General features: G+C 73.2%; 22 protein-coding genes. 11 read left to right on the top strand and 11 right to left on the bottom strand.

Going from position 1 to position 21,115, the window contains the following annotated elements; all coding sequences use genetic code 11:
• The first annotated feature begins 36 nt into the window (after nt 1-36).
• Nucleotides 37-468, top strand: a complete 432-nt coding sequence (locus ACFVZH_RS10080) for a hypothetical protein (RefSeq protein WP_384895204.1) — start codon at nt 37-39, stop codon at nt 466-468.
• Between the two features lie 29 nt (nt 469-497).
• Here ACFVZH_RS10080 and ACFVZH_RS10075 read toward each other — a convergent pair whose 3' ends face one another.
• The 3 genes from ACFVZH_RS10075 to ACFVZH_RS10065 all read right to left on the bottom strand — a co-directional run bounded on the left by ACFVZH_RS10075 (nt 498) and on the right by ACFVZH_RS10065 (nt 2,059).
• Nucleotides 498-1,103: a nucleoside triphosphate pyrophosphatase gene (locus ACFVZH_RS10075; RefSeq protein WP_384895202.1), complete on the bottom strand. Its 606-nt coding sequence runs from the start codon at nt 1,101-1,103 to the stop codon at nt 498-500.
• Between the two features lie 66 nt (nt 1,104-1,169).
• On the bottom strand, nt 1,170-1,298 hold the full coding sequence (mmpB, locus tag ACFVZH_RS10070; protein WP_384895200.1) for a morphogenic membrane protein MmpB: 129 nt from the start codon (nt 1,296-1,298) through the stop codon (nt 1,170-1,172).
• A gap of 92 nt (nt 1,299-1,390) precedes the next feature.
• On the bottom strand, nt 1,391-2,059 hold the full coding sequence (locus ACFVZH_RS10065) for a TetR/AcrR family transcriptional regulator (protein ID WP_384895198.1): 669 nt from the start codon (nt 2,057-2,059) through the stop codon (nt 1,391-1,393).
• Between the two features lie 37 nt (nt 2,060-2,096).
• On the opposite strand from ACFVZH_RS10065, the gene ACFVZH_RS10060 reads away from it, so the two are divergent.
• Complete coding sequence (locus tag ACFVZH_RS10060; protein ID WP_384895196.1) at nt 2,097-3,506, top strand: MFS transporter; 1,410 nt, start codon at nt 2,097-2,099, stop codon at nt 3,504-3,506.
• Nucleotides 3,507-3,583: 77 nt separating this feature from the next.
• On the opposite strand, the gene ACFVZH_RS10055 is transcribed toward ACFVZH_RS10060, so the two are convergent.
• Both ACFVZH_RS10055 and ACFVZH_RS10050 read right to left on the bottom strand, forming a co-directional pair.
• Complete coding sequence (locus ACFVZH_RS10055; protein WP_024758973.1) at nt 3,584-3,796, bottom strand: acyl-CoA carboxylase subunit epsilon; 213 nt, start codon at nt 3,794-3,796, stop codon at nt 3,584-3,586.
• Between the two features lie 28 nt (nt 3,797-3,824).
• The gene (locus tag ACFVZH_RS10050; protein WP_384895194.1) at nt 3,825-5,417 is read right to left on the bottom strand and encodes an acyl-CoA carboxylase subunit beta; all 1,593 of its coding nucleotides are present in this window, start codon (nt 5,415-5,417) and stop codon (nt 3,825-3,827) included.
• A gap of 134 nt (nt 5,418-5,551) precedes the next feature.
• Here ACFVZH_RS10050 and ACFVZH_RS10045 point away from each other — a divergent pair, with 134 nt between their 5' ends.
• The 5 genes from ACFVZH_RS10045 to hutH all read left to right on the top strand — a co-directional run bounded on the left by ACFVZH_RS10045 (nt 5,552) and on the right by hutH (nt 11,546).
• Nucleotides 5,552-6,403, top strand: a complete 852-nt coding sequence (locus ACFVZH_RS10045; protein WP_384895192.1) for a biotin--[acetyl-CoA-carboxylase] ligase — start codon at nt 5,552-5,554, stop codon at nt 6,401-6,403.
• Nucleotides 6,404-6,572: 169 nt separating this feature from the next.
• Complete coding sequence (locus ACFVZH_RS10040; protein WP_384895190.1) at nt 6,573-7,712, top strand: adenylate/guanylate cyclase domain-containing protein; 1,140 nt, start codon at nt 6,573-6,575, stop codon at nt 7,710-7,712.
• Nucleotides 7,713-7,776: 64 nt separating this feature from the next.
• Nucleotides 7,777-8,571, top strand: coding sequence for an enoyl-CoA hydratase/isomerase family protein (locus ACFVZH_RS10035; RefSeq protein WP_384895188.1), 795 nt, complete (start codon nt 7,777-7,779; stop codon nt 8,569-8,571).
• A 125-nt stretch (nt 8,572-8,696) separates the two neighbouring features.
• Nucleotides 8,697-9,845 carry a diguanylate cyclase domain-containing protein gene (locus tag ACFVZH_RS10030; RefSeq protein WP_384895186.1) on the top strand — a complete coding sequence of 383 codons (1,149 nt, stop codon included), beginning with the start codon at nt 8,697-8,699 and terminating at the stop codon, nt 9,843-9,845.
• 156 nt (nt 9,846-10,001) lie between these two features.
• Nucleotides 10,002-11,546 (top strand): histidine ammonia-lyase, encoded by a 1,545-nt coding sequence (gene hutH, locus ACFVZH_RS10025; protein ID WP_384895431.1) that lies wholly within the window; start codon nt 10,002-10,004, stop codon nt 11,544-11,546.
• Nucleotides 11,547-11,620: 74 nt separating this feature from the next.
• Here hutH and ACFVZH_RS10020 read toward each other — a convergent pair whose 3' ends face one another.
• Nucleotides 11,621-11,887 (bottom strand): hypothetical protein, encoded by a 267-nt coding sequence (locus ACFVZH_RS10020; RefSeq protein ID WP_384895184.1) that lies wholly within the window; start codon nt 11,885-11,887, stop codon nt 11,621-11,623.
• Between the two features lie 111 nt (nt 11,888-11,998).
• Here ACFVZH_RS10020 and ACFVZH_RS10015 point away from each other — a divergent pair, with 111 nt between their 5' ends.
• Nucleotides 11,999-12,337 carry a hypothetical protein gene (locus ACFVZH_RS10015; RefSeq protein ID WP_384895183.1) on the top strand — a complete coding sequence of 113 codons (339 nt, stop codon included), beginning with the start codon at nt 11,999-12,001 and terminating at the stop codon, nt 12,335-12,337.
• A gap of 238 nt (nt 12,338-12,575) precedes the next feature.
• The gene (locus tag ACFVZH_RS10010) at nt 12,576-13,844 is read left to right on the top strand and encodes an Ig-like domain-containing protein (protein ID WP_384895181.1); all 1,269 of its coding nucleotides are present in this window, start codon (nt 12,576-12,578) and stop codon (nt 13,842-13,844) included.
• 63 nt (nt 13,845-13,907) lie between these two features.
• On the opposite strand, the gene ACFVZH_RS10005 is transcribed toward ACFVZH_RS10010, so the two are convergent.
• Entirely contained in the window at nt 13,908-14,759 is an 852-nt protein-coding gene (locus tag ACFVZH_RS10005) for a helix-turn-helix transcriptional regulator (protein ID WP_384895179.1), read from the bottom strand.
• A gap of 128 nt (nt 14,760-14,887) precedes the next feature.
• Here ACFVZH_RS10005 and ACFVZH_RS10000 point away from each other — a divergent pair, with 128 nt between their 5' ends.
• Both ACFVZH_RS10000 and ACFVZH_RS09995 read left to right on the top strand, forming a co-directional pair.
• Nucleotides 14,888-15,940 (top strand): NAD(P)-dependent alcohol dehydrogenase, encoded by a 1,053-nt coding sequence (locus ACFVZH_RS10000; protein ID WP_384895177.1) that lies wholly within the window; start codon nt 14,888-14,890, stop codon nt 15,938-15,940.
• Nucleotides 15,941-16,037: 97 nt separating this feature from the next.
• Nucleotides 16,038-16,382 carry a DUF1330 domain-containing protein gene (locus ACFVZH_RS09995; RefSeq protein ID WP_384895175.1) on the top strand — a complete coding sequence of 115 codons (345 nt, stop codon included), beginning with the start codon at nt 16,038-16,040 and terminating at the stop codon, nt 16,380-16,382.
• A gap of 65 nt (nt 16,383-16,447) precedes the next feature.
• Here the strand turns inward: ACFVZH_RS09995 and msrA are convergent, their stop codons facing one another.
• From msrA to ACFVZH_RS09975, 4 genes are all read right to left on the bottom strand, one after another.
• On the bottom strand, nt 16,448-17,110 hold the full coding sequence (gene msrA, locus ACFVZH_RS09990) for a peptide-methionine (S)-S-oxide reductase MsrA (protein WP_384895173.1): 663 nt from the start codon (nt 17,108-17,110) through the stop codon (nt 16,448-16,450).
• A 72-nt stretch (nt 17,111-17,182) separates the two neighbouring features.
• Nucleotides 17,183-18,253 (bottom strand): hypothetical protein, encoded by a 1,071-nt coding sequence (locus ACFVZH_RS09985; protein ID WP_384895171.1) that lies wholly within the window; start codon nt 18,251-18,253, stop codon nt 17,183-17,185.
• A gap of 2 nt (nt 18,254-18,255) precedes the next feature.
• Nucleotides 18,256-19,392, bottom strand: coding sequence for a hypothetical protein (locus tag ACFVZH_RS09980; RefSeq protein ID WP_384895169.1), 1,137 nt, complete (start codon nt 19,390-19,392; stop codon nt 18,256-18,258).
• Between the two features lie 82 nt (nt 19,393-19,474).
• Nucleotides 19,475-21,073: a M48 family metallopeptidase gene (locus ACFVZH_RS09975; protein WP_384895168.1), complete on the bottom strand. Its 1,599-nt coding sequence runs from the start codon at nt 21,071-21,073 to the stop codon at nt 19,475-19,477.
• Nucleotides 21,074-21,115: the final 42 nt, after the last annotated feature.

Raw genomic sequence — 21,115 nt, 5'->3', positions numbered from 1 at the left:
ACTGTCGGTAACAGTCGAATCCAGGGGGTGGCCGAGGTGGCCCGCAGACCGATAGCCCTCGTGACGGCGGCGGTGCTCCTCCTCGAGGCACCCGGCATCGTCGCGATCAACGCCGTGATGGCCCGCTTCCTCGAGGTGCAGTCGATGTCCCTCGACGGCATGGACCCCGACGCGATGGTCACCGGCACCTGGGCGCTCGGCATCGCCTCCGGCGCGGCCCTCGCCCTCTGCGGCCTCGTGGCCCTTCTCGCGGGCATCCGCGACCGCCGCCCGGGCCGCTTCGGCCGGGGGCTCCTCATCGGCTGCGCGGTCGTGCACGGCATCCTCGGCGCGGTCGCCGTCGGCCTGCTCGGCTGGACGACCTTCGCCTTCCTGATGGCCGTGCTCGCCCTGCTCGTCCTCACCCTGGTGGCGTACGGCAAGGAGGCCCCCGAGGAGACCTCCACCGGGGCCCCGGCGACCGCCTAGGGGGTCCGGGCGGCGCCCGCCCGGGGCGCTCAGTCCCAGAGGTCGGTGATCCGCACGCCCAGCTTGCCGAGGAGCGTGCGGAGCAGCGGCAGCGACAGGCCGATCACGTTGCCCGGGTCGCCGTCGATGCCGTCGATGAACGGCGCCGAACGCCCGTCGAGGGTGAACGCGCCCGCCACGTGCAGCGGTTCGCCGCTGGCCACGTAGGCCGCGATCTCCTCGTCCGTCGGCACGCCGAAGCGGACCACGGTCGAGGCCGTCGCCGACTCGTACCGCTTGGCGGCCGTGTCGTACACGCAGTGACCGGTCTGGAGGATGCCCACTCGGCCGCGCATCTCCTGCCAGCGGGCGGTGGCCTCCTCGGCGTCCTTCGGCTTGCCGAGCGCCTTCCCGTCGAGTTCCAGGACCGAGTCGCAGCCGATGACGAGCGCGCCGAACACCCCGGGCCTGGCCGCCACATGGGCGGCCTTCGCCTCGGCGAGGGCGAGCGCGAGCTCGGCCGGGGTCGGGGCGTGGACCTTGTCCTCGTCGACACCGCTCACGATCACCTCGGGCGCGAGCCCGGCCTGGCGCAGCAGGCCGAGGCGGGCGGGGGAGGCGGAGGCGAGGACGACACGGCGCGGATCAGCAGTCATGGGGGCAGCGTAGCCAGTGCGGCGCGCCCGTTCCCGCCGAAGCGTCAGGGCGCCCGCGCCGCGTGCTCATCGCACGCCGGCCACGAACATCGCCACGACCATGGCCAGCGCGAGGAGCACGCCCGTGCGGCGGAGCATCGCCTGCATGTCGCGAAGGAACTTCGGCGGCTGGTTCTTCGGGTCGGACCACAGCATGTTCCGATCCTGCTGGCCCAAGGCCCGGGGCGCCTGAGTACGGATACTCAAGCGCCCGGTGCCGAAGGTCCGGCCGGGTTCACACGGCCGGGCTAAGCGCCGACGAACACCCCGTCGCGCGCGGCCGCGAGCGCCGCCGCCGCGGCCCGCTCCGCGACGGCCGCCGTGACCTCCTCGTGGGTGACCGCGAAGCGGTAGTAGAGCGGCGCGGAGACGGCCCGGAGCAGCTCGACGGGGTCCGTCCCCGCCGGGATCTCGCCGCGCTCAGCGCCCCTGGCGACGACCGGGGTCCATTCGGCGAGCCGGGTCCGGTAGAAGCCGGCGAGGGCGCCGGCGCACTCCTCGTCGCAGGACGCGGCGGCGATGACCGCGCGGAAGACGGCGCCCATCCGGGGGTCGGTGAGGGTGGCCCGGACGAGTTCGGCGTTGGCCCGCAGGTCGCCGGGGAGGCCGCCGGTGTCGGCTGCGGGCAGGGACTGCTCGGCCATGTCGTGGAGGAGGTCGGCGACCAGGCCGGCGGGGGAGCCCCAGCGCCGGTAGACGGTCGTCTTGCCGACGCCGGCGCCCGCGGCGATCCGGTCCATGTTCAGGGCGTGGAAGCCGGTGTCGGCGAGGGCGTCCCGGGTGGCGTCGAGGACGGCCCTGCGGACCTTCGCGGTGCGACCGCCGGGACGCAGGGTGCCGGGCGAGGCCGGCTGGCTCTCAGTCAAATGGGTCTCCTGTTCCATTAACGCCGTCGACTCTGCTACGGTACGGGACATCTTAACGGAACCAGTCTCCCATTAAGGGGTCGTACGCATGGTTGCCCTGGATCTCCCCACCACCTCACCGGCCACGTCTCCGAGCGCCCCGCCCGACCGCATGACCGGCCGGATGAGACTCGTCCTCGTCGTCCTCCTCCTCGCCCAGTTCATGCTCGCCGTCGACTTCTCGATCCTGAACGTCGCCCTCCCCGTCATCGGCCAGGGACTCGGCTTCGGCCTCGGCGGCCTCCAGTGGATCGCCACCGCCTTCGCCCTCGCCGCCGCCGGCTTCACCCTCCTCTTCGGGCGTGTCGCCGACATCGTCGGCCGCCGCCGGCTCTTCCTCGGCGGCATGGCGCTCCTCGGCCTCTCCTCGCTCGCCGGCGGCCTCGCCACCGGCCCCGAGATGCTGATGGCCGCCCGCGTCGCCCAGGGCCTCGCCACCGCCGCAGTCACCCCCGCCGGACTCTCCCTGCTCACCTCGTCCTTCCCCGAGGGGCCGCTGCGCGCCAAGGCGCTCGGCCTCAACGGCGCCCTGATGTCCGCGGGCTTCACCACCGGCGCGATCCTCGGCGGCGTCCTCACCGACCTGCTCTCCTGGCGCTGGGCCTTCCTCGTCAACGTGCCGGTCGCCCTGGCCGTCCTCCTCGTCGCCCCCGCCGTCATCGCGGAGAGCCGCCCGGCGGTCCGCCCGCGCCTCGACGTGCCCGGCGCGATCACCGTCACCGGCGGCCTCCTCGCCCTCGTCTACGGCCTGACGGCCGCCGGCGAGCACGGCTGGACCGACCCCGTCACGCTGGCCGCGCTGGCCGCCGGAGCCCTTCTCCTCGCCGCCTTCGGCCTCGTCGAGCGGCGGGCCTCCTCGCCCCTCGTGCCGCTCCACGTCCTGAAGCGCCGCACGGTCGTCTGGGGCAACGTCGCCGGGCTCGTCGCCTTCGTCACCGAGACCTCGCTGGTCTTCCTGATGACGCTGTACCTCCAGGACGTCCTGGGCTTCTCGCCGCTCGCCGCCGGACTCTCCTTCGGCGTCCTCGGCGCCGGCACCATCCTCGGCGGCGTCGCCGCCTCCCGGTTCATCGGCCGCTTCGGAGCCCGCGTCGCCCTGGTCTCCGGCGGACTCCTCCAGGCCGTCGCGACCCTCTCCCTGTACGGGCTCGGCGACGGCCGGGGCAGCCTCTGGCTGCTGCTCGCCGCGACGTTCGCCGGCGGCGTCGGCAACATGCTCGCGATCGTCGGCTTCATGGTCACCGCCACCTCGGGCATCCCCGACGGCGAGCAGGGCATGGCGACCGGCCTCGCGACGATGACCCAGCAGATCGGCATCACCATGGGCACGCCGATCATGAGCGCCGTCGTCGTCACCGCCCCCGTGCTCCTCGACGGCATCGGCCTCGCGGTCCTCGTCAACGCCGCGGTCGTCGCCGCCGGAGCCGTACTCGCCGGCCTCTTCCTGCGCCGTACGTGACGGCCCCGCACGCGGGCACGCGAAAGGCCGGACCCCCCGCACACGGGGTCCGGCCTTCGTCACACGTCGGGGTACGGCTACACGGGCCAGTACGACCGCGCCCAGGCCCGCGGGCCCGGCCGGTGCCGTACCGTCCGCGCGATACGGGAGGGGTCCGACCACCCCTCCGGTACCGCCGGGCCGCCGCCCTCGGCGGACGCCGCCGCCGTGGCCGCGGCCCGCGCTTGCACGACCGCCAGTGCGGCGGCCAGCTCCTCGGGCGTCGGATTTCCTCGTACGACCTTGATCACAACGGCTCCTTCAGCGCTCGTACGGGGCCTACAGCGGGATGTTGCCGTGCTTCTTCGGGGGAAGGGATTCCCGCTTCGTCCGCAGCTGACGCAGCCCCTTCACGATCTGCGGGCGCGTGTCGGACGGCAGGATCACCCCGTCGATGTAACCGCGCTCGGCCGCGATGTACGGGTTGAGCAGGGCGTCCTCGTACTCCCGGATCAGCCGCGCCCGCTCCGACTCCTGGTCCTCCGCCTCGGCGATCGTCCTGCGGTGCAGGATGTTGACCGCGCCCTGCGCGCCCATCACCGCGATCTGCGCCGTCGGCCACGCCAGGTTCAGGTCGGCGCCCAGGTGCTTGGAGCCCATGACGTCGTACGCGCCGCCGAACGCCTTCCGGGTGATGACGGTGATCAGCGGGACGGTCGCCTCGGCGTACGCGTAGATCAGCTTCGCGCCGCGCCGGATGATGCCGCCGTACTCCTGGTCCACGCCCGGCAGGAAGCCCGGCACGTCCACGAAGGTCAGCACCGGGATGTTGAACGCGTCGCAGGTGCGCACGAACCGCGCGGCCTTCTCGGACGCGTTGATGTCGAGGCAGCCCGCGAACTGCATCGGCTGGTTGGCGACCACGCCGACCGGGAAGCCCTCGACCCGGCCGAAGCCCGTCACGATGTTCGGCGCGAACAGCGCCTGCGTCTCCAGGAACTCGCCGTCGTCCAGGACGTGCTCGATGACCTTGTGCATGTCGTACGGCTGGTTCGCCGAGTCCGGGATCAGCGTGTCGAGCTCGCGGTCCTCGTCCGTCACCTCGGTCTCCGCGACCTCGGGGAAGGCCGGCGGCTCCGAGAGGTTGTTCGACGGGAGGTAGGACAGCAGCGACTTCACGTAGTCGATCGCGTCCTTCTCGTCCCCCGACATGTGGTGCGCCACGCCCGAGGTCGCGTTGTGCGTCCGGGCGCCGCCCAGCTCCTCGAAGCCCACGTCCTCGCCGGTCACCGTCTTGATGACGTCGGGACCCGTGATGAACATGTGCGACGTCTGGTCCACCATCACCGTGAAGTCGGTGATCGCGGGGGAGTACACCGCGCCGCCCGCGCACGGGCCCACGATCAGCGAGATCTGCGGGATCACGCCGGACGCGTGGGTGTTGCGGCGGAAGATCTCGCCGTACATGCCGAGCGCGCTCACACCCTCCTGGATGCGGGCGCCGCCCGAGTCGTTGATGCCGACGACCGGGCAGCCGGTCTTCAGCGCGAAGTCCATCACCTTGATGATCTTCTGGCCGTACGTCTCGCCGAGCGCGCCGCCGAAGACGGTGAAGTCCTGCGAGAAGACGGCCACCGGGCGGCCGTCGACCGTGCCGTAGCCGGTGACGACACCGTCCCCGTACGGGCGGTTCTTCTCCAGGCCGAAGTTGGTCGACCGGTGCCGGGCCAGCTCGTCCAACTCGACGAACGACCCTTCGTCGAGCAGCAGACCGATCCGCTCGCGCGCGGTCAGCTTGCCCTTCGCGTGCTGCTTCTCCACCGCACGCTCCGAGCCGGCGTGAGTGGCCTCGTCGATACGGCGCTTGAGGTCCGCGATCTTGCCTGCGGTCGTGTGAATGTCGATCTCGTACTGCTCTGCCGGCTCGGACATCGGGATGCGGCTCCCTGCCTGGTCACGGGGGGTTCGTTGACTTCGAATGGGCTACTGCTGGCCTACTGACCCGTAGCGTATCGACGCCGATACGGTTCGGCACTGCGGTCTTTGCCACACCTACTCTGGCTTGCATGACGTCCTCCCAAGGCTCAGGCGGCCCCTGGTCCGACCTCGACCGGCCCCCGCTGAACGCCCCCGCACTGCGCCGCGCGCTCGTCACGACCGACGGCCCCTGGACCTCGCTCGACGTGGTCACCACCACCGGCTCCACCAACAGCGACCTCGCCGCCCGCGCCGAGGAACTGCCCGAAGGCGCGATCCTCGTCGCCGAGGAGCAGACCTCGGGCCGCGGCCGCCTCGACCGCAGCTGGACGGCGCCGGCCCGCTCCGGGCTCTTCCTCTCCGTCCTCCTCAAGCCGGAGGTCCCGGTCCAGCGCTGGGGCTGGCTCCCGCTGCTCACCGGCGTGGCCGCGGCGAACGGCCTCGCGAAGGCCGCCGGCGTCGACATGTCCCTCAAGTGGCCCAACGACCTGCTGGTAACCGTCGCGGGCGAGGAACGCAAGACCGGCGGCATCCTCGCCGAGCGGGCCGGCGCGGACGGCATCGTCGTCGGCCTCGGCATCAACGTCACCCTCCGCGCGGACGAACTCCCCGTCCCCGCGGCGGGCTCCCTCCTCCTCGCCGACGCCGTCTCCACCGACCGCGACACCCTCCTGCGGGCCGTCCTGCGCTCCCTCGCCCAGTGGTACGGCGACTGGGTGCGGGCCGGCGGCGACCCCGTCGCCTCCGGCCTCCAGGCCGCCTACACGGCCGGCTGCGCCACCCTCGGCCGCCGCGTCCGCGCGGACCTCCCGGGCGAACGCATGCTGGAGGGCGACGCGGTCGCCCTGGACGGCGACGGCCGCTTGGTCGTCGCCACCGAGGGCGGCGGCACCGAAGCGGTGAGCGCCGGCGACATCGTCCACCTGCGGACACCCGCCTGACCGCCGCCGGCGGCGAGGGACGCGGTCCGGGGACGCCCCGGACCCCGGCCACGGGACGGAATGGCTCGCCGTTCGGGCGTGAGCCATTCCACACCTGTCGTATCGTGGAGCGCGATCCAGGCGACAGATCGGCAGGGCAAGTGGGCAGGGAACGGGCAGGAGGCGGCCGGTGACCGTCGACGACGAGAACGAGGGCCGCGCGCCCGAACCTCCCGCGTACCCCACCCCCCACCACGAGGTCGACCACACGGCCGAGCCGAGCGACGACCCCCTCGCCATCCGCCTCGAACAGCTCATCCTCGGCGCCGACCGCCGCTACACGCCCTTCCAGGCAGCCCGCACGGCCGGCGTCTCCATGGAGCTCGCCTCCCGCTTCTGGCGCGCCATGGGCTTCGCCGACATCGGCCAGGCCAAGGCGCTCACCGAGGCCGACGTGCTGGCCCTGCGCCGGCTCGCCGGTCTCGTCGAGGCGGGGCTGCTCAGCGAGCCGATGGCCGTCCAGGTGGCCCGCTCCACGGGCCAGACCACCGCCCGGCTGGCCGAATGGCAGATCGACTCCTTCCTGGAGGGCCTGACCGAGCCGCCCGAGCCCGGCATGACCAGGACCGAGGTCACCTACCCCCTGGTGGAGCTGCTCCTGCCCGAGCTGGAGGAGTTCCTGATCTACGTGTGGCGCCGGCAGCTCGCCGCCGCCACCGGCCGGGTCGTGCAGGCCGCCGACGACGAGGAGATGGTCGACCGGCGCCTCGCGGTCGGCTTCGCGGACCTCGTCGGCTTCACCCGGCTCACCCGCCGCCTGGAGGAGGAGGAGCTCGGCGAGCTGGTCGAGGCATTCGAGACCACCTGCGCCGACCTGGTCGCCGCGCACGGCGGCCGGCTCATCAAGACCCTCGGCGACGAGGTGCTGTACGCCGCCGACGACGCCGGTACGGCCGCCGAGATCGCGCTGCGCCTGATCGAGACGCTCAGTCACGACGAGACCATGCCCGCGCTGCGCGTCGGCATCGCCTTCGGCACCGTGACGACCCGGATGGGCGACGTCTTCGGCACCACCGTGAACCTCGCCAGCCGCCTCACCTCGATAGCGCCGAAGGACGCCGTCCTCGTCGACGGCGCGCTCGCCGAGGAGCTGTCCAGGACCGGCGAGGCGCCCGTCTCCGAGACGGCGGCGGCCGAGGACGCCGCCCGCGCCGGGAAGGAGGGCCGCGAGGCCGCCCGCTACCGCTTCGCGCTCCAGCCGATGTGGCAGCGGCCCGTCCGTGGCCTCGGCGTCATCGAACCCTGGCTCCTGACCCGCCGTCCCACTTAGGATCTCCGTGAACGCCGGTTAACAGCCGTTAACGGGCGGGTCTTGGTCGGGAGGGTGTGCGGTCATGTCCGAGCAGCGTTTTGGTGAGTTCGTGGTGGTCCGGAAGGACGGGAACGGGCATGTCGCCGAGCTCGTCCTCGACCGGCCCAAGGCGATGAACGCGGTCTCCTCCGAGATGGCCCGCTCCCTCGGCGCGGCCTGCGAGGCACTGGCCGCCGACCCGTCGGTCCGCGTCACCGTGCTGACCTCCTCGAACGACCGGGCCTTCTGCGTCGGCGCCGACCTCAAGGAGCGCAACTCCTTCACCGACGCCGAGCTGGTCCGCCAGCGTCCGACCGCCCGCGCCGCCTACACCGGCGTCCTGGAGCTGCCGATACCGACCGTCGCGGCCGTGCACGGCTTCGCGCTCGGCGGCGGCTTCGAGCTGGCGCTCGCCTGCGACGTGATCGTGGCCGACGCGACCGCCGTCGTCGGCCTTCCCGAGGTCTCCGTGGGCGTCATCCCGGGCGGCGGCGGTACGCAGCTGCTCCCGCGCCGGGTGGGCGCGGCGCGCGCCGCCGAGCTGGTCTTCACGGCCCGCCGGGTGGAGGCGGCGGAGGCCCGCGAGCTGGGTCTGGTGGACGTCCTGGGGGAGGACGCGCGGACGGCGGCCCTTGAGCTGGCCGGCCGGATCGCGGCCAACTCGCCGGTCGGCCTGCGCGCCGCCAAGAAGGCGATGCGGCTCGGTCAGGGCCTGGACCTGCGGGCGGGCCTGGAGGTGGAGGACGCGGCATGGCGTTCGGTGGCCTTCTCGGGCGACCGGGCGGAGGGCGTGGCGGCCTTCAACGAGAAGCGCAGGCCGAACTGGCCGGGGGAGTAGGCGCGACCGCCGACCGGGTGGAGCGCGGCGAACGGAACGGCCTCTTTCCTCCGTATTTCCACTAAATGTCACTGACGGTGACGTCTCAAGGGGGAAATCGGGTCAAACCTCCCTAAGCTGGAGGAATGGGAGAGGACGTGCGGCTGCGGGCCGTAGTGGCGCTGGCGCAGGGGATGGCGGCGGCGCACACTCCGCGAGAGTTCTGGCGGGCTGCTGCGCTCGGGGCCTGCGAGGGGCTCGACGGGACGTTCGCGGCCCTGTCCGTCTGGCAGCGGGACCACGGCCGGCTGAAGGTCCTGGTGAACGCCGGGGAGCGGGCCGTGGGGGAGGAGGAGTTCCCGGACTCGGAGACGTACCCCGTGCACCAGTTCCCCGAGATCACCGAGTTCCTGCACGAGCAGTGGGCGGGCGGTGGCGAGCCGGACTCCTGGGTGGAGACCGCCGCCGACCGGGTCCCGACCGGCCGGGTCCTGGGTCTGCGGAAGCGGGGCCGGGGCTGCTGCGTGGTGGCCCCGATCGTGCTGCACGGGCGGGCGTGGGGTGAGCTGTACGTGGCCCGCCCGGCGGAGGCGAAACCTTTCACCCGGGCGGACGCCGACTTCGCGACCGTTCTCGCGGCGGTCGTGGCGGCCGGCATCGCGCAGGCCGAACGACTCGAAGAGGTCCGCAAGCTGGCCTTCACCGACCCGCTCACCGGACTCGCCAACCGGCGGGCCGTCGACACCCGCCTCGACGAGGCCATCGAGCGCTACCGGGCGGACGGCTCCGTCGTCAGCCTGGTGGTCTGCGACCTCAACGGCCTCAAGCGCGTCAACGACACCCACGGTCACGCCGTCGGCGACCGGCTCCTCGAACGCTTCGGCTCGGTGCTCTCCCGCTGCGGCGCCCGGCTCTCCGGCGCGCTCGCGGCCCGCCTGGGCGGCGACGAGTTCTGCCTGCTCACGGTCGGCCCCACGGCGGACGAGGTCGTCGCCGTCGCCGAGGAGCTCTGCGTGCGGGCGGCGGAGCTGGAACTCGGCGAGGGCGTCGCCTGCGGCGTGGCCTCCACCGGGGACCCCATCGGCCCCCTCAAGTCCGCCCGCCGCCTCTTCCGGCTCGCCGACGCCGCCCAGTACCAGGCCAAGGCCGACCGCTCCGCCAAGCCCGTCGTCGCCGGCCGCGACGGGACCGTCATCCGTCTCGCGGACGCCCCGCCCGGCGCCCGCGACCGTCGCCGGTTCCGCGACGCCCCCACGGCGGAACCCCCGCCGCGGGACCCTCCCCGGGCCGACTGACCGGCCCCGGGCCGGGCGGGCGCCGGGCGTCGGGGCGGGTGACCGGCGGGCGTCGGGACAGGTGACCGGCCGGTAAGGGTCCGCCCCCCATCGGGACAGTGACACATTCCCCTAGTGACATGTCGGTCTTCAATCCGTAGGGTGCTGAATATGGATATGCAGACAGTCGTCGTCCTCGGCACGTCCGGCACGACCCCGCAGGACGTCATCGACGTCGCCCGCCACGGCGCCCGCGTCGAGCTGTCGGCCGACGCGGTGGCCGCGCTGGCCGCCGCCCGGGAGATCGTGGACGCCCTCGCCGCCAAGCCCGAGCCCGTCTACGGCGTCTCGACCGGCTTCGGCGCCCTCGCCACCCGGCACATCGGCCAGGAGCTCCGCGCCCAGCTCCAGCGCAACATCGTCCGCTCGCACGCCGCCGGCATGGGCCCGCGCGTCGAGCGCGAGGTCGTGCGCGCGCTGATGTTCCTGCGCCTGAAGACCGTCGCCTCCGGCCACACCGGCGTCCGCCCCGAGGTCGCGCAGACCATGGCCGACGTCCTCAACGCCGGCATCACCCCCGTCGTGCACGAGTACGGCTCCCTCGGCTGCTCCGGCGACCTCGCCCCGCTCTCCCACTGCGCCCTGGCGCTCATGGGCGAAGGCGACGCCGAGGGCCCCGACGGCGTCCTCAAGCCCGCCGGCGAACTCCTCGCCGCCGCCGGCATCGCGCCCGTCGAGCTCAAGGAGAAGGAGGGCCTCGCCCTCCTCAACGGCACCGACGGCATGCTCGGCATGCTGGTCATGGCCCTCGCCGACCTCGACACCCTCTACAAGTCCGCCGACATCACCGCCGCGCTCTCCCTCGAAGCCCTCCTCGGCACCGAGAAGGTCCTCGAACCCGAGCTGCACGCGATCCGCCCGCACCCCGGCCAGGCCGCCGCCGCCGCCAACATGCTCGCCGTGCTCAAGGGCTCCGGCCTCACCGGCCACGCGCAGGCCGGCGAGGCCCCCCGCGTCCAGGACGCCTACTCGGTGCGCTGCGCCCCGCAGGTCGCCGGCGCCGGCCGCGACACCATGGCCCACGCCCGGCTCGTCGCCGAGCGCGAGCTCGCCGCCGCCGTCGACAACCCCGTCGTCCTGCCCGACGGCCGGGTCGCCTCCAACGGCAACTTCCACGGCGCCCCCGTCGCGTACGTCCTCGACTTCCTCGCGATCGCCGCCGCCGACCTCGGCTCCATCGCCGAGCGCCGCACCGACCGGCTCCTCGACAAGAACCGCTCGCACGGCCTGCCGCCGTTCCTCGCGGACGACGCCGGCGTCGACTCGGGCCTGATGATCGCCCAGTACACGCAGGCCGCCCTGGTCAGCGAGATGAAGCGGCTCGCCGTCCCGGCCTCCGCCGACTCCATCCCGTCCTCGGCGATGCAGGAGGACCACGTCTCCATGGGCTGGTCCGCCGCCCGCAAGCTGCGCACCGCGATCGGCAACCTCAACCGGATCATCGCGGTCGAGATGTACGCCGCCACCCGCGGCATCGAGCTCCGCGCCGGCCTCACCCCGGCGCCCGCCTCGCGCGCCGCCATCGACGCGCTGCGCGCGGCCGGCGTCGAGGGCCCCGGCCCGGACCGCTTCCTCGCCCCCGACCTGGCGGCCGCCGACGCCTTCGTCCGGGACGGCAAGCTGGTCGCCGCCGTCGAGCCGGTCACCGGCCCGCTGGCGTAACGGTCACCCGCAGAAGGCGAGGGCCCGCCCCCGGACATCCGGGAGCGGGCCCTCGCCGCAGGTGGGGAAGGGGCTCAGAACGCCCGGCCGCGCCGCCGCATCGCCAGCGCCACGAAGCCCGCGCCGACCCCCAGGAATCCCGTGCCGCCCAGCACGTACGGGGTGGTGTCCAGCCGGCCGGTCTCCGCGAGACGCCCGTCGGAGACGGGCCCGTCCTGACTCACCCCGACCCGCACCCCGCCCCGCTCGTCGGTGGCGTTCGCGGACGGCACGAACCACAGGGCGCACAGCAGCGTCCCCGCGACGGTGGCGGTCAGCAGTGGGCGTCGGGCGGCGGACACGGAAATTTCGATCCCCCTTGCGGAAACCGCGAATTGGTCGGTGCGCCGATGCTAATGAACACAGCGGGTCGTGGGAAAGCCGAGCCCCTCCCGACGCCTACGCTCCGGACCATGAGCACTTCTGAGACCGCACGCTATGTCCGCCTTCGCGTCGATGTCGTCCTGGAGATCGACGCCCCCGCCGCACTGACCGCCGCCGCGCACACCCGGATCGCCGAGGACGAGTTCATGCCGGAGGAGGAGCGGACCCAGGCCCGCGCCGCCGTGGCCGAGGACAGCGCCGAAGCGCTCGCCCATCTCGTCGAGCCGTTCGACCTGATCCGCGACGTCCCCGGCATCGAGATGGTCCAGGCGTCCTGGAGCACCGAGGAGATCGAGTACGACCCCGATGCGCTGGAGTGGGACCTCGGCGAGGAAGATGGGGACGAGGAAGACGACGACCAGCCGTAGCGGTTCGGGGACCGGCAAGCACCACCGCCGGTGAACGCCCTGCGCACAGGCCCTGGGACGATGTCCCGGGGCCTCTGCCGTGACCAGGCCCCGGACCCGCCGGAGACAACGGGAACCGGACGCTCCGTCCGCGCGTGTCGATCAGTGGTGTTCCCCACAAACCGACCGGATACGGAACCGGACGGGGTGTCATGGGTATTTAAGTAGACGAAGCAAGAACCGCAGGGAATCGGCGACGATGGAGAAGCGTGTGATGACGGACGGCAAGCGCCGCAGGAGCCTGGCCGCCGCGGCCGCCGTGCTCGGCGGCGTGCTGGTGCTCTCGGCGTGCAACGACGGGGACAAGGGCGGCAGCGCCTCCGGCTCCCCCACGCCACAGTCGCAGGCCCAGGTCGACGAGGCGGCCGCGCAGAAGACCTCCAAGGCGCAGATCACCATCGCGCCGAAGAACGGCACGCAGAACGCCTCGATCAACAACGACGCCAAGGTCACCGTCACCGAGGGCAAGCTCACGCAGGTCACCATGACCTCCGCCGAGGGCGCCGCGGTCGAGGGCGAGATAGCGGCCGACGGCCTCAGCTGGAAGCCCTCCGGCGCGCTCAAGCGGGCGACGGTCTACAAGATCGCCGTCACCGCCACGGACGCGGCCGGCCTGGAGGCCCACGAGAACTCCTCGTTCACCACGGTCTCCCAGGCCAACAGCTTCATCGGGAACTTCACCCCCGAGGACGGCTCGACCGTCGGCGTCGGCATGCCCGTCTCGATCAACTTCAACAAGGCGATCACCGACAAGAAGGCCGTCCAGGGCGGCATCACCGTCACCTCCACCTCCGGCCAGGAGGTCGTCGGGCACTGGTTCAACTCCCAGCGCCTCGACTTCCGCCCCGACGACTACTGGACCGAGGGCTCGACCGTCACGCTGAAGCTGGACCTCGACGGCGTCGAGGGCGCCGACAGCGTCTTCGGCGTCCAGCAGAAGACCGTCACCTTCAAGATCGGCCGCAACCAGGTCTCGACCGTCGACGTCGCCACCAAGACCATGACGGTCAAGCAGGACGGCAAGACGATCAAGACGATCCCGGTCTCCGCCGGCTCCCCGGAGAACCCGACCTACAACGGTCAGATGGTGATCTCCGAGAAGTTCAAGGAGACCCGGATGAACGGCGCCACCGTCGGCTTCACCGACGACGACGGCAAGGGCGAGTACGACATCAAGGACGTGCCGCACGCCATGCGCCTGTCCACCTCCGGCACCTTCATCCACGGCAACTACTGGGGCCCGGACTCGATCTTCGGCTCCTCCAACACCAGCCACGGCTGCGTGGGCCTCAACGACGTCAAGGGCGCCGGCGACCCGAACCAGTCGGCCGCCTGGCTCTACGACCACTCGATCGTCGGCGACGTCGTGATCGTCAAGAACTCCAAGGACAAGACGATCGCCCCCGAGAACGGCCTCAACGGCTGGAACCTCAGCTGGGCGGACTGGAAGGCCGGCTCGGCCGCCTGACCCCCGCCACCCGGACGTACCGCGCACGGCGGCCCCCTCGCTCCGAGGGGGCCGCCGTGCGCGTCACCGGACGTCCGCCCGGTCGCTCACACCCCAGCCGGCCAGCAGCCGCAGGGACTCCTCCGAGGGCGAACCCGGCTCCGGGTGGAAGGTCACCAGGCACTGCTCCGGGTCGTCGGCCACCATCAGCGTCTCGCACCACAGCGTCAGGTCGCCCACCAGCGGGTGACGCAGCCGCTTGGCGCCGTGCCCCTTGTCCTTCACGTGGTGCGCCGCCCACAGGCTCCTGAACGGCTCGCTCTTCACCGACAGCTCGCCGACCAGCGCCGACAGCAGCGGATCGTCCGGATGACGGCCCGCGTCCAGCCGCAGATGGCTCACGACCTCACACGCCTTCTGCTCCCAGTCGACGAACAGATCCCGGCAGTTGTCGCCCAGGAACAGCAGCCGGGCGATGTTGCGCCCCTCGGGCGGCAGCGCGGTGACGTCGCCGAACAGCGCGGCGGCCATCCGGTTGAACCCGAGGACGTCCGTGCGCCGCCCCACGACGTACGCGGGCACCCCCGTCATCGCGTCCATCAGCTGCTGGACGCCCGGCCGCAGCCGCTGGGGCCGCGACGGACGCCTCCGCCCCGGCGCCGGCTTGGCCAGCCGGGTGAGATGGTCCCGCTCCGCCTCGCCCAGCCGCAGGGCCCGCGCGATCGCGTCGAGGACCTCCAGGGACACGTTGCGGCCGTTGCCCTGTTCCAGCCGGGTGTAGTACGCCACCGAGACCCCGGCCAGCTGCGCCAACTCCTCACGGCGCAGCCCCGGCACCCGCCGGTGCCGCCCGAAGTCGGGCAGCCCCACGTCCTGCGGCTGCAGACGGGCCCGCCGGGAGCGCAGGAATTCGCCGAGTTCGGCACTGAGGTCCATACGACCCCATTATCGGCGACCGGGACCGCCGGCGGACGTACGTTCCTGACCCTGCCGGTGGTAGGCACGCCGGACGTAGGCAGAGCAGGTGGCTGGGTGATGTCCGGGGACTCCGGCAGGCTGGAGCCATGACCACGAACGTGACCACCGTCCCCGCCTACGCCGCACCCGCCGCCCACGCCCCCCTGGAGCGCACCACCGTGCCGCGCAGGCCCGTCGGCGAGCACGACGTCCTCATCAACATCCGGTACGCCGGCATCTGCCACTCCGACATCCACCAGGTGCGCGACGGCTGGGGCAAGGGCATCTACCCGATGGTCCCCGGTCACGAGATCGCCGGCATCGTCGCCGAGGTCGGCCCCGGCGTGACGAAGTTCGAGGTCGGCGACCGGGTCGGCGTCGGCTGCTTCGTCGACTCCTGCCGGGAGTGCGAGTACTGCCGGCGCGGCCTGGAGCAGTACTGCGCCCAGGGCGGCACCGGGACGTACAACGCGCTCGACAGGAACGGCGAGCCGACCTACGGCGGCTACTCCAGCCACATCGTCGTCGACGAGAACTACACCCTGCGCATCCCCGAGGGCATCGGCCTCGACGAGGCCGCGCCGCTGCTCTGCGCCGGCATCACCCTCTACTCGCCGCTCGCCCACTGGCAGGCCGGCCCCGGCAAGAAGGTCGCGATCGTCGGCCTCGGCGGTCTCGGCCACATGGGCGTCAAGATCGCCCACGCGCTCGGCGCCGAGGTCACCGTCCTCAGCCAGTCGCTCAAGAAGCAGGAGGACGCCCTCAGGCTGGGCGCCGACCACTACTACGCGACCGGCGACCCGGAGACCTTCACCGCGCTCGCCGGCACCTTCGACCTGATCGTCTCCACCGTCTCCGCGCCGCTCGACTTCGGCGCCTACCTCGGCCTGGTGAAGACGGACGGCGCCCTGGTGAACGTCGGCGCCCCCGAGGAGCCCGTCTCCCTCGGTCTCTTCTCCCTCATCGGCGGCCGCAAGACCCTCGCCGGCTCGATGATCGGCGGCATCGCCGAGACCCAGGAGATGCTCGACTTCTGCGCCGCCCACGGCCTCGGCGCGGAGATCGAGATCATCCGCGCCGACCGCATCAACGAGGCGTACGAGCGGGTCGTCGCCAGCGACGTCCGCTACCGCTTCGTGATCGACACGTCGACCATCTGACGCCGTCCGTCCGGGACATGAGGTCCGGGGCATCGCGGCCGGGGCATGACGTCCGGGGTAATCGACCCCGTACGGCATGCCCCGGCACTCTTGTCCCATGACCGCATACGCCATCGGAAACCTGCACCCGAAGCCCGTCCTCGACGAGGAGGTCTTCACCTACATGGAGCGCATCCAGGCCACCCTCGACCCCTTCGGCGGCCGCTTCCTCGTCCACGGCGCCCCCGCCCGCGAGGTCCGCGAGGGCGCGTGGCCCGGCGCCGTCGTGATCATCGGCTTCCCGACGTTCGAGGACGCCCGGGGCTGGTACGACTCCGAGCCCTACCAGGCCCTGATCCCCCTCCGCACCCGCCACATGAACGGCGACGTCCTCCTGGTCGACGGCGTCCCCGAGGGATACGAGGCGGCGGCGACGGCGGCCCGGCTGCGGTCCGCCCACTGAGACCGGCCGCCGCCGCAGGCGCTCGACGGCGACCCGCGGCGACGGCCGGTCCCGACCGCGGAGCCCTACTCGGCCCGGGCGACCCCGATCGGGCAGGAGACGCCCGTGCCGCCGATACCGCAGTAGCCGGCCGGGTTCTTGTCCAGGTACTGCTGGTGATACGCCTCGGCCGGGTAGAACGGGCGGGTGTCGTCGGCGGGGAGGACGTGGGTGGTGATCTCGCCGTAGCCGGAGCCCGAGAGGACCCGCTGGTAGGAGTCGCGGGAGGCGGCGGCGCGCTCGGCCTGGGCGGGGGTGTGGGTGTAGACCGCGGAGCGGTACTGGGTGCCCACGTCGTTGCCCTGGCGGAAGCCCTGGGTGGGGTCGTGGGACTCCCAGAAGAGCTTGAGGAGGGAGTCGTACGAGACCTTCGACGGGTCGAAGACGACGCGGACGGCCTCGGTGTGGCCGGTCAGGCCGGAGCAGACCTCCTCGTACACCGGGTTCGGCGTGATGCCGCCCTGGTAGCCGACGAGGGTCGTCCAGACGCCCTCGGTCTGCCAGAACTTGCGCTCGGCACCCCAGAAGCAGCCCAGGGCGAAGTCGGCGACCTCCAGGCCCTCGGGGTAGGGGCCGAGGAGGGGGTTGCCGAGGACGGTGTGGCGGTCCGGGACGGAGAACTCCGGCTCCGGGCGGCCGCGCAGGGCCTGCTCGGGGGTGGGGAGGACGGGGGTGCGGGACAGGAACATGCTGCATCTCTCCTCGACGGTCGGCAGACCGCACAACACCCGCGGCGGGGGAAGGATTCCCCCGCCGGCCCGTCAGCGCCGCCGTCCGCCCCGGACCGCCCTGTCCCGGGTCCGGCAGTACGCCGCCGCCGGATCGTGGAAGTACCGCCACGGCAGGGCGTTCACATGGCCGTCGACCAGCCGGAACTGCTCCACCGCCGCCGGGTACCGGGCCTGCTGGGTGAGGAAGTACGCCAGGAGGTGGCGGGTCGGCGCGAGCCGGGGATGGTCGGGGCGGGCGGCGGCGACGTCCACGAGGGCCGCGTCGACGAGCGCCGTCAGCCCGGGCGTACGGAACGCGGCCGGCTTCGCCTCCTCGGGCCGGTGCTCGAACCAGGCGACCAGCGGCAGCACCGTCAGCAGCGAGCCCGCCGGAGCCCCCTCCGCGGCCTCGCGGGCGAAGGACGTCGCCAGCTCCCGGGAGCCGTGCCACTTGGCGCACCAGTACTGGAGCGCGTCGAGATGCGCCCCGCAGTGGTACGGGTCGAGCGCGGTGATCCGCGACCACAGGGCCCGCATCTCCTCGTGCGAGCGGCCCCGCCCGATCCCCGCCCACAGCTCGGACCGCAGCGGTGTCGGGTCCTGCGGCGCCAGCTCCACCGCGTGCGCGATCACCTCGTGGGACGCGGCCAGCACGCCGTGGAAGTCCCGGAACCGCCGCGGGCTCGTGTCCTCGGCCCAGGCACCCCCGCGCAACTGCCAGGCCAGCCGGACCACCGCCTCCGCGCGGACCGCGGCCAGATCCGGGTCGTCGGGCCCCACGGCCTTCTCCCAGGCGGACACGAAGGCCGCCTCGCCGCCGTCGGGCCGCACGGCCGCGATGCCGACGGCGCCGACGTACTCGCCGCGGCGCGCCCAGTCCCGCTCCTCGCGGGTCGCGGCGAGCAGCCGCGCCGCCGGTTCCCAGCCGCCCCGCGACGCCAGGGACACCGCCATGTGCAGGGCCGGGTCGGGGCCGGCGAACCGGGTGTTCTGCCGTGACGGAGGAAGGAACCCGGGCGGCGCGGCCTCCGGCGCCGGATCGGGGTCGGCGGCGTGATGCCGGTAGACGAGGAAGCCGATCACGGCGACGGCCACCAGGACGGCGATACGCGCGATCTCCACCGTCACACCACCTCCCGGCCGCCGGCGACGCCGTCCCCGGCGGCCGACGCGTTCCCCGCGGACTCGTCCCGCATCCGGCAGAACTCCGCCGCCGGATCCCCCTTGTACCGCCAGGGCAGCGCCCCCACGTACCCGTCCACCAGCCGGAACTGCACCAGCGCCTCGTCCCACCGGTTCTGCAGGTACAGGTAGTACGCGAGCAGGTGCCGTACCTCCGCCAGCCGCGGATGGCCGGGATCGGCGGCGGCCACGTCCGCGAGCGCCGCGTCGACCGCGGCGAACATCTCCGGCGTGCGGTCCACGTCCGTCGAGTCCGACTCGTCGTGCTCGTAGTGGGCGATCAGCGGGAACGCCGTCATCAGGCTCCCGGCCGGCGCCCCGGCCGCCGCCCGTACGGCGAAGGCGCGGGCCAGTTCGGCGGAGCCGCGCCACTTGCCGCACCAGTACTGCAGCGCCGAGAACGTGGCCTCGTAGTGGTGCGGCGCCCGGTCGGTGATCTCCCGCCAGATCCGCCGCATCTCCTCGTGCGGCAGCCCGAGGCCGAGCGCCGTCCAGATCTCGCCCACGTACGGGGAGGGGTCGTCCACCGGCGCCAGCGCCACGGCCCGCACGTGCTCCTCGCGGGAGCGGGCCAGCGTGCGGCGGAAGCCGTCGAACTGCTCCCCGGTCGTGTCCTCGGCCCGCTTCCCGCCCCGGACGTTCCACGCGAGGAACACCGTGCCGCGGGCCCGCAGCAGCGCCGCGCCCGGGTCGCCCGGCCGCGCCTCCTCCCAGGCACGCAGCCAGGTGTCGTCGTCGGCGACCACGTCCGCGAGCTGTTCGGTGAGGAACGTGCGGCGCTCCCAGTCCCGGGCGGCCGCGGCCGCGTCGAGCAGGTCGGCGGCCGGTTCCCAGTCGCCCGCCCGGGCGGCGGCGAGCGCCACGGTGAGCGCGGGCGGCAGCGGGGCGGCCAGCTCGGTGTGCTGCCGCTCGGCGTCGAGCAGGCCGAGCGCGGTGACACGCGCCGCGGCCTCGACGGCGTCGGGATCGGCGCGCAGGCCCTTGGCGAAGCCCTGGACGATGGCCTTCAGGAAGACGAGGGCGACGGCGACCAGGCCGAGCGCGAGGGGGGTCAGGACGACCCAGAGCAGGATGATCACGGTGTCCCGTTCGGGGGGAGTGCGGGGAGGCGGGCGGAGAAAGGGGGGCTGCGGAGGGGGCGGGGAGGGAGGCTGCGGAGGGTTACGCGGTCGTCGCCAGCAGCTTGCGCAGCGGCTCGGTGTCCGGGTGGTCGGAGATCGCCGCGTCCAGTGCGTCGTCGAGCGCGGCGGCGTAGCCGTCGGGCAGGAGCAGGGACGCCGGGGCGGACCAGGAGAGCTGCCAGCGGGCCCGGCCGTCGGAGGCGAGGACGGCCGTCATGAGCCGGGCGAGTTCCCGGCGCAGCGAGGTGCGGGCGAACTCGCGCGCGGCCCGGCCGGTCGCGGCGGCGGCCTCCTCGGACATCGGCAGCCGGCCGACGACGTCCCACGCCGTGCCCGCGTCGACGGCGTCGAGGAAGCCGTCGAAGAGGTCGGCCGGGCCGGGGTCGGTCGCCCCGAGGGCGGCGCGCACCGGCTCGGTGTCCTGGACGTACCGCGCGGTCATCGACTCGTGGACCAGCTCGGGCCAGTCGAGGCGGCGCATCAGCAGCGCCTCGGGGGTGAGGGTGGCGTCCTCGACGCGGGTGAGCGCCGCCTCGGGCGAGGCGAAGAGGCCGAACGCCGGGCGGGGTTCCTCGGTGCCGCGCCCGTCGTCGGGCAGCGCGTCGAGGACGGCGACCCGTTCGGCCGTCGGCGGGTGCGAGTCGTACGGCGAGGCGGGTTCGGCGGGCAGCGCGGCCCGCATCCCCGCCAGTTCCTCCGCACGTGCGTCGAGCAGGTGGCGGACCCCGCCGAAGACCTCTCCGCGCGGCGGCAGCATCCCGAACTCGACGCCCAGGGTCGCGTACGAGCTCAGGTAGAACTCGTGCGCGCTGTCGAGGGCGGGGAGCGCGCGCAGCGCCGAGGTGGTGGCGTCACGGCCCGCGATCCGGGCCGCGGCGAGGTCGGCGGCGAGCTCCTGGCGGCGTGCGCCGCTCTGGGTGGCGCGCATGGAGAAGCGGCCGTAGGCCGTGTAGATCCGGGCCATCGCGCGGTAGGTGAACCCGACGCCGGTGGTGTCGACCTCGCGGGCGGACTTGCCCCGGGCGACCCGCTTGGCGGACTTCTTCTCCTGCCGGGCCCGTTCCTTGGCGATCGTGAGGCCGGACTTCTCCTCGAAGCGGTCGACGGTCCGGGCGACGTGGACGCGGCAGCGTTCGGCGATTCCGGAGAGCCGGGTGTCGGAGTTCCCGTAGTGCCCGAGTTCGTGGGCGAGGACGGCGCGCAGCTGGGCCTCGGAGAGACCGGCGACGAGGGGGAGGCCGAGGTAGAGGCGGCGGGTGCCGCCGAGGAGTCCGAGGAGGCGGGCGTCCTCGGTGACGGCCGCGTTCATGTCGGCGGTGAGGCGGATCTCGTCGGGTGCGCGGGTGCCGACCCGGGCGGCGAGTTCCCGCACGGCGGCCCAGAGCCCGGGCTCCTCCGTGTCGGTGACGGCGACGCCGGCGACCCCCTCGTCCCGGGGCGTCCGCAGCATGAGCATGCCCCGGACGACGGGGACCGCGAGCAGGAAGCTGACGACGTAGAGCTTCAGCGCCCACCCGGCCGGCGCCCACCGGTGGGCCGCCCAGTCCAGCGCGCCGAGCGCGGTGAGCAGGGCGATGCCGAGCAGATGGAAGCAGGCGAGCAGGACGAGGGCGCGCAGCGCGCGCAGAGTTGCGCCCATCGGGCAGATTCCCCCCACGGGAAAGACCGAGATGATCATACG

It is taken from the genome of Streptomyces sp. NPDC059534 (genome assembly GCF_042743475.1).
GTDB lineage: Bacteria > Actinomycetota > Actinomycetes > Streptomycetales > Streptomycetaceae > Streptomyces.
The sequence above is the reverse complement of the archived record's forward strand: the minus strand, read 5'-3'. Positions and strand labels throughout refer to the sequence as shown.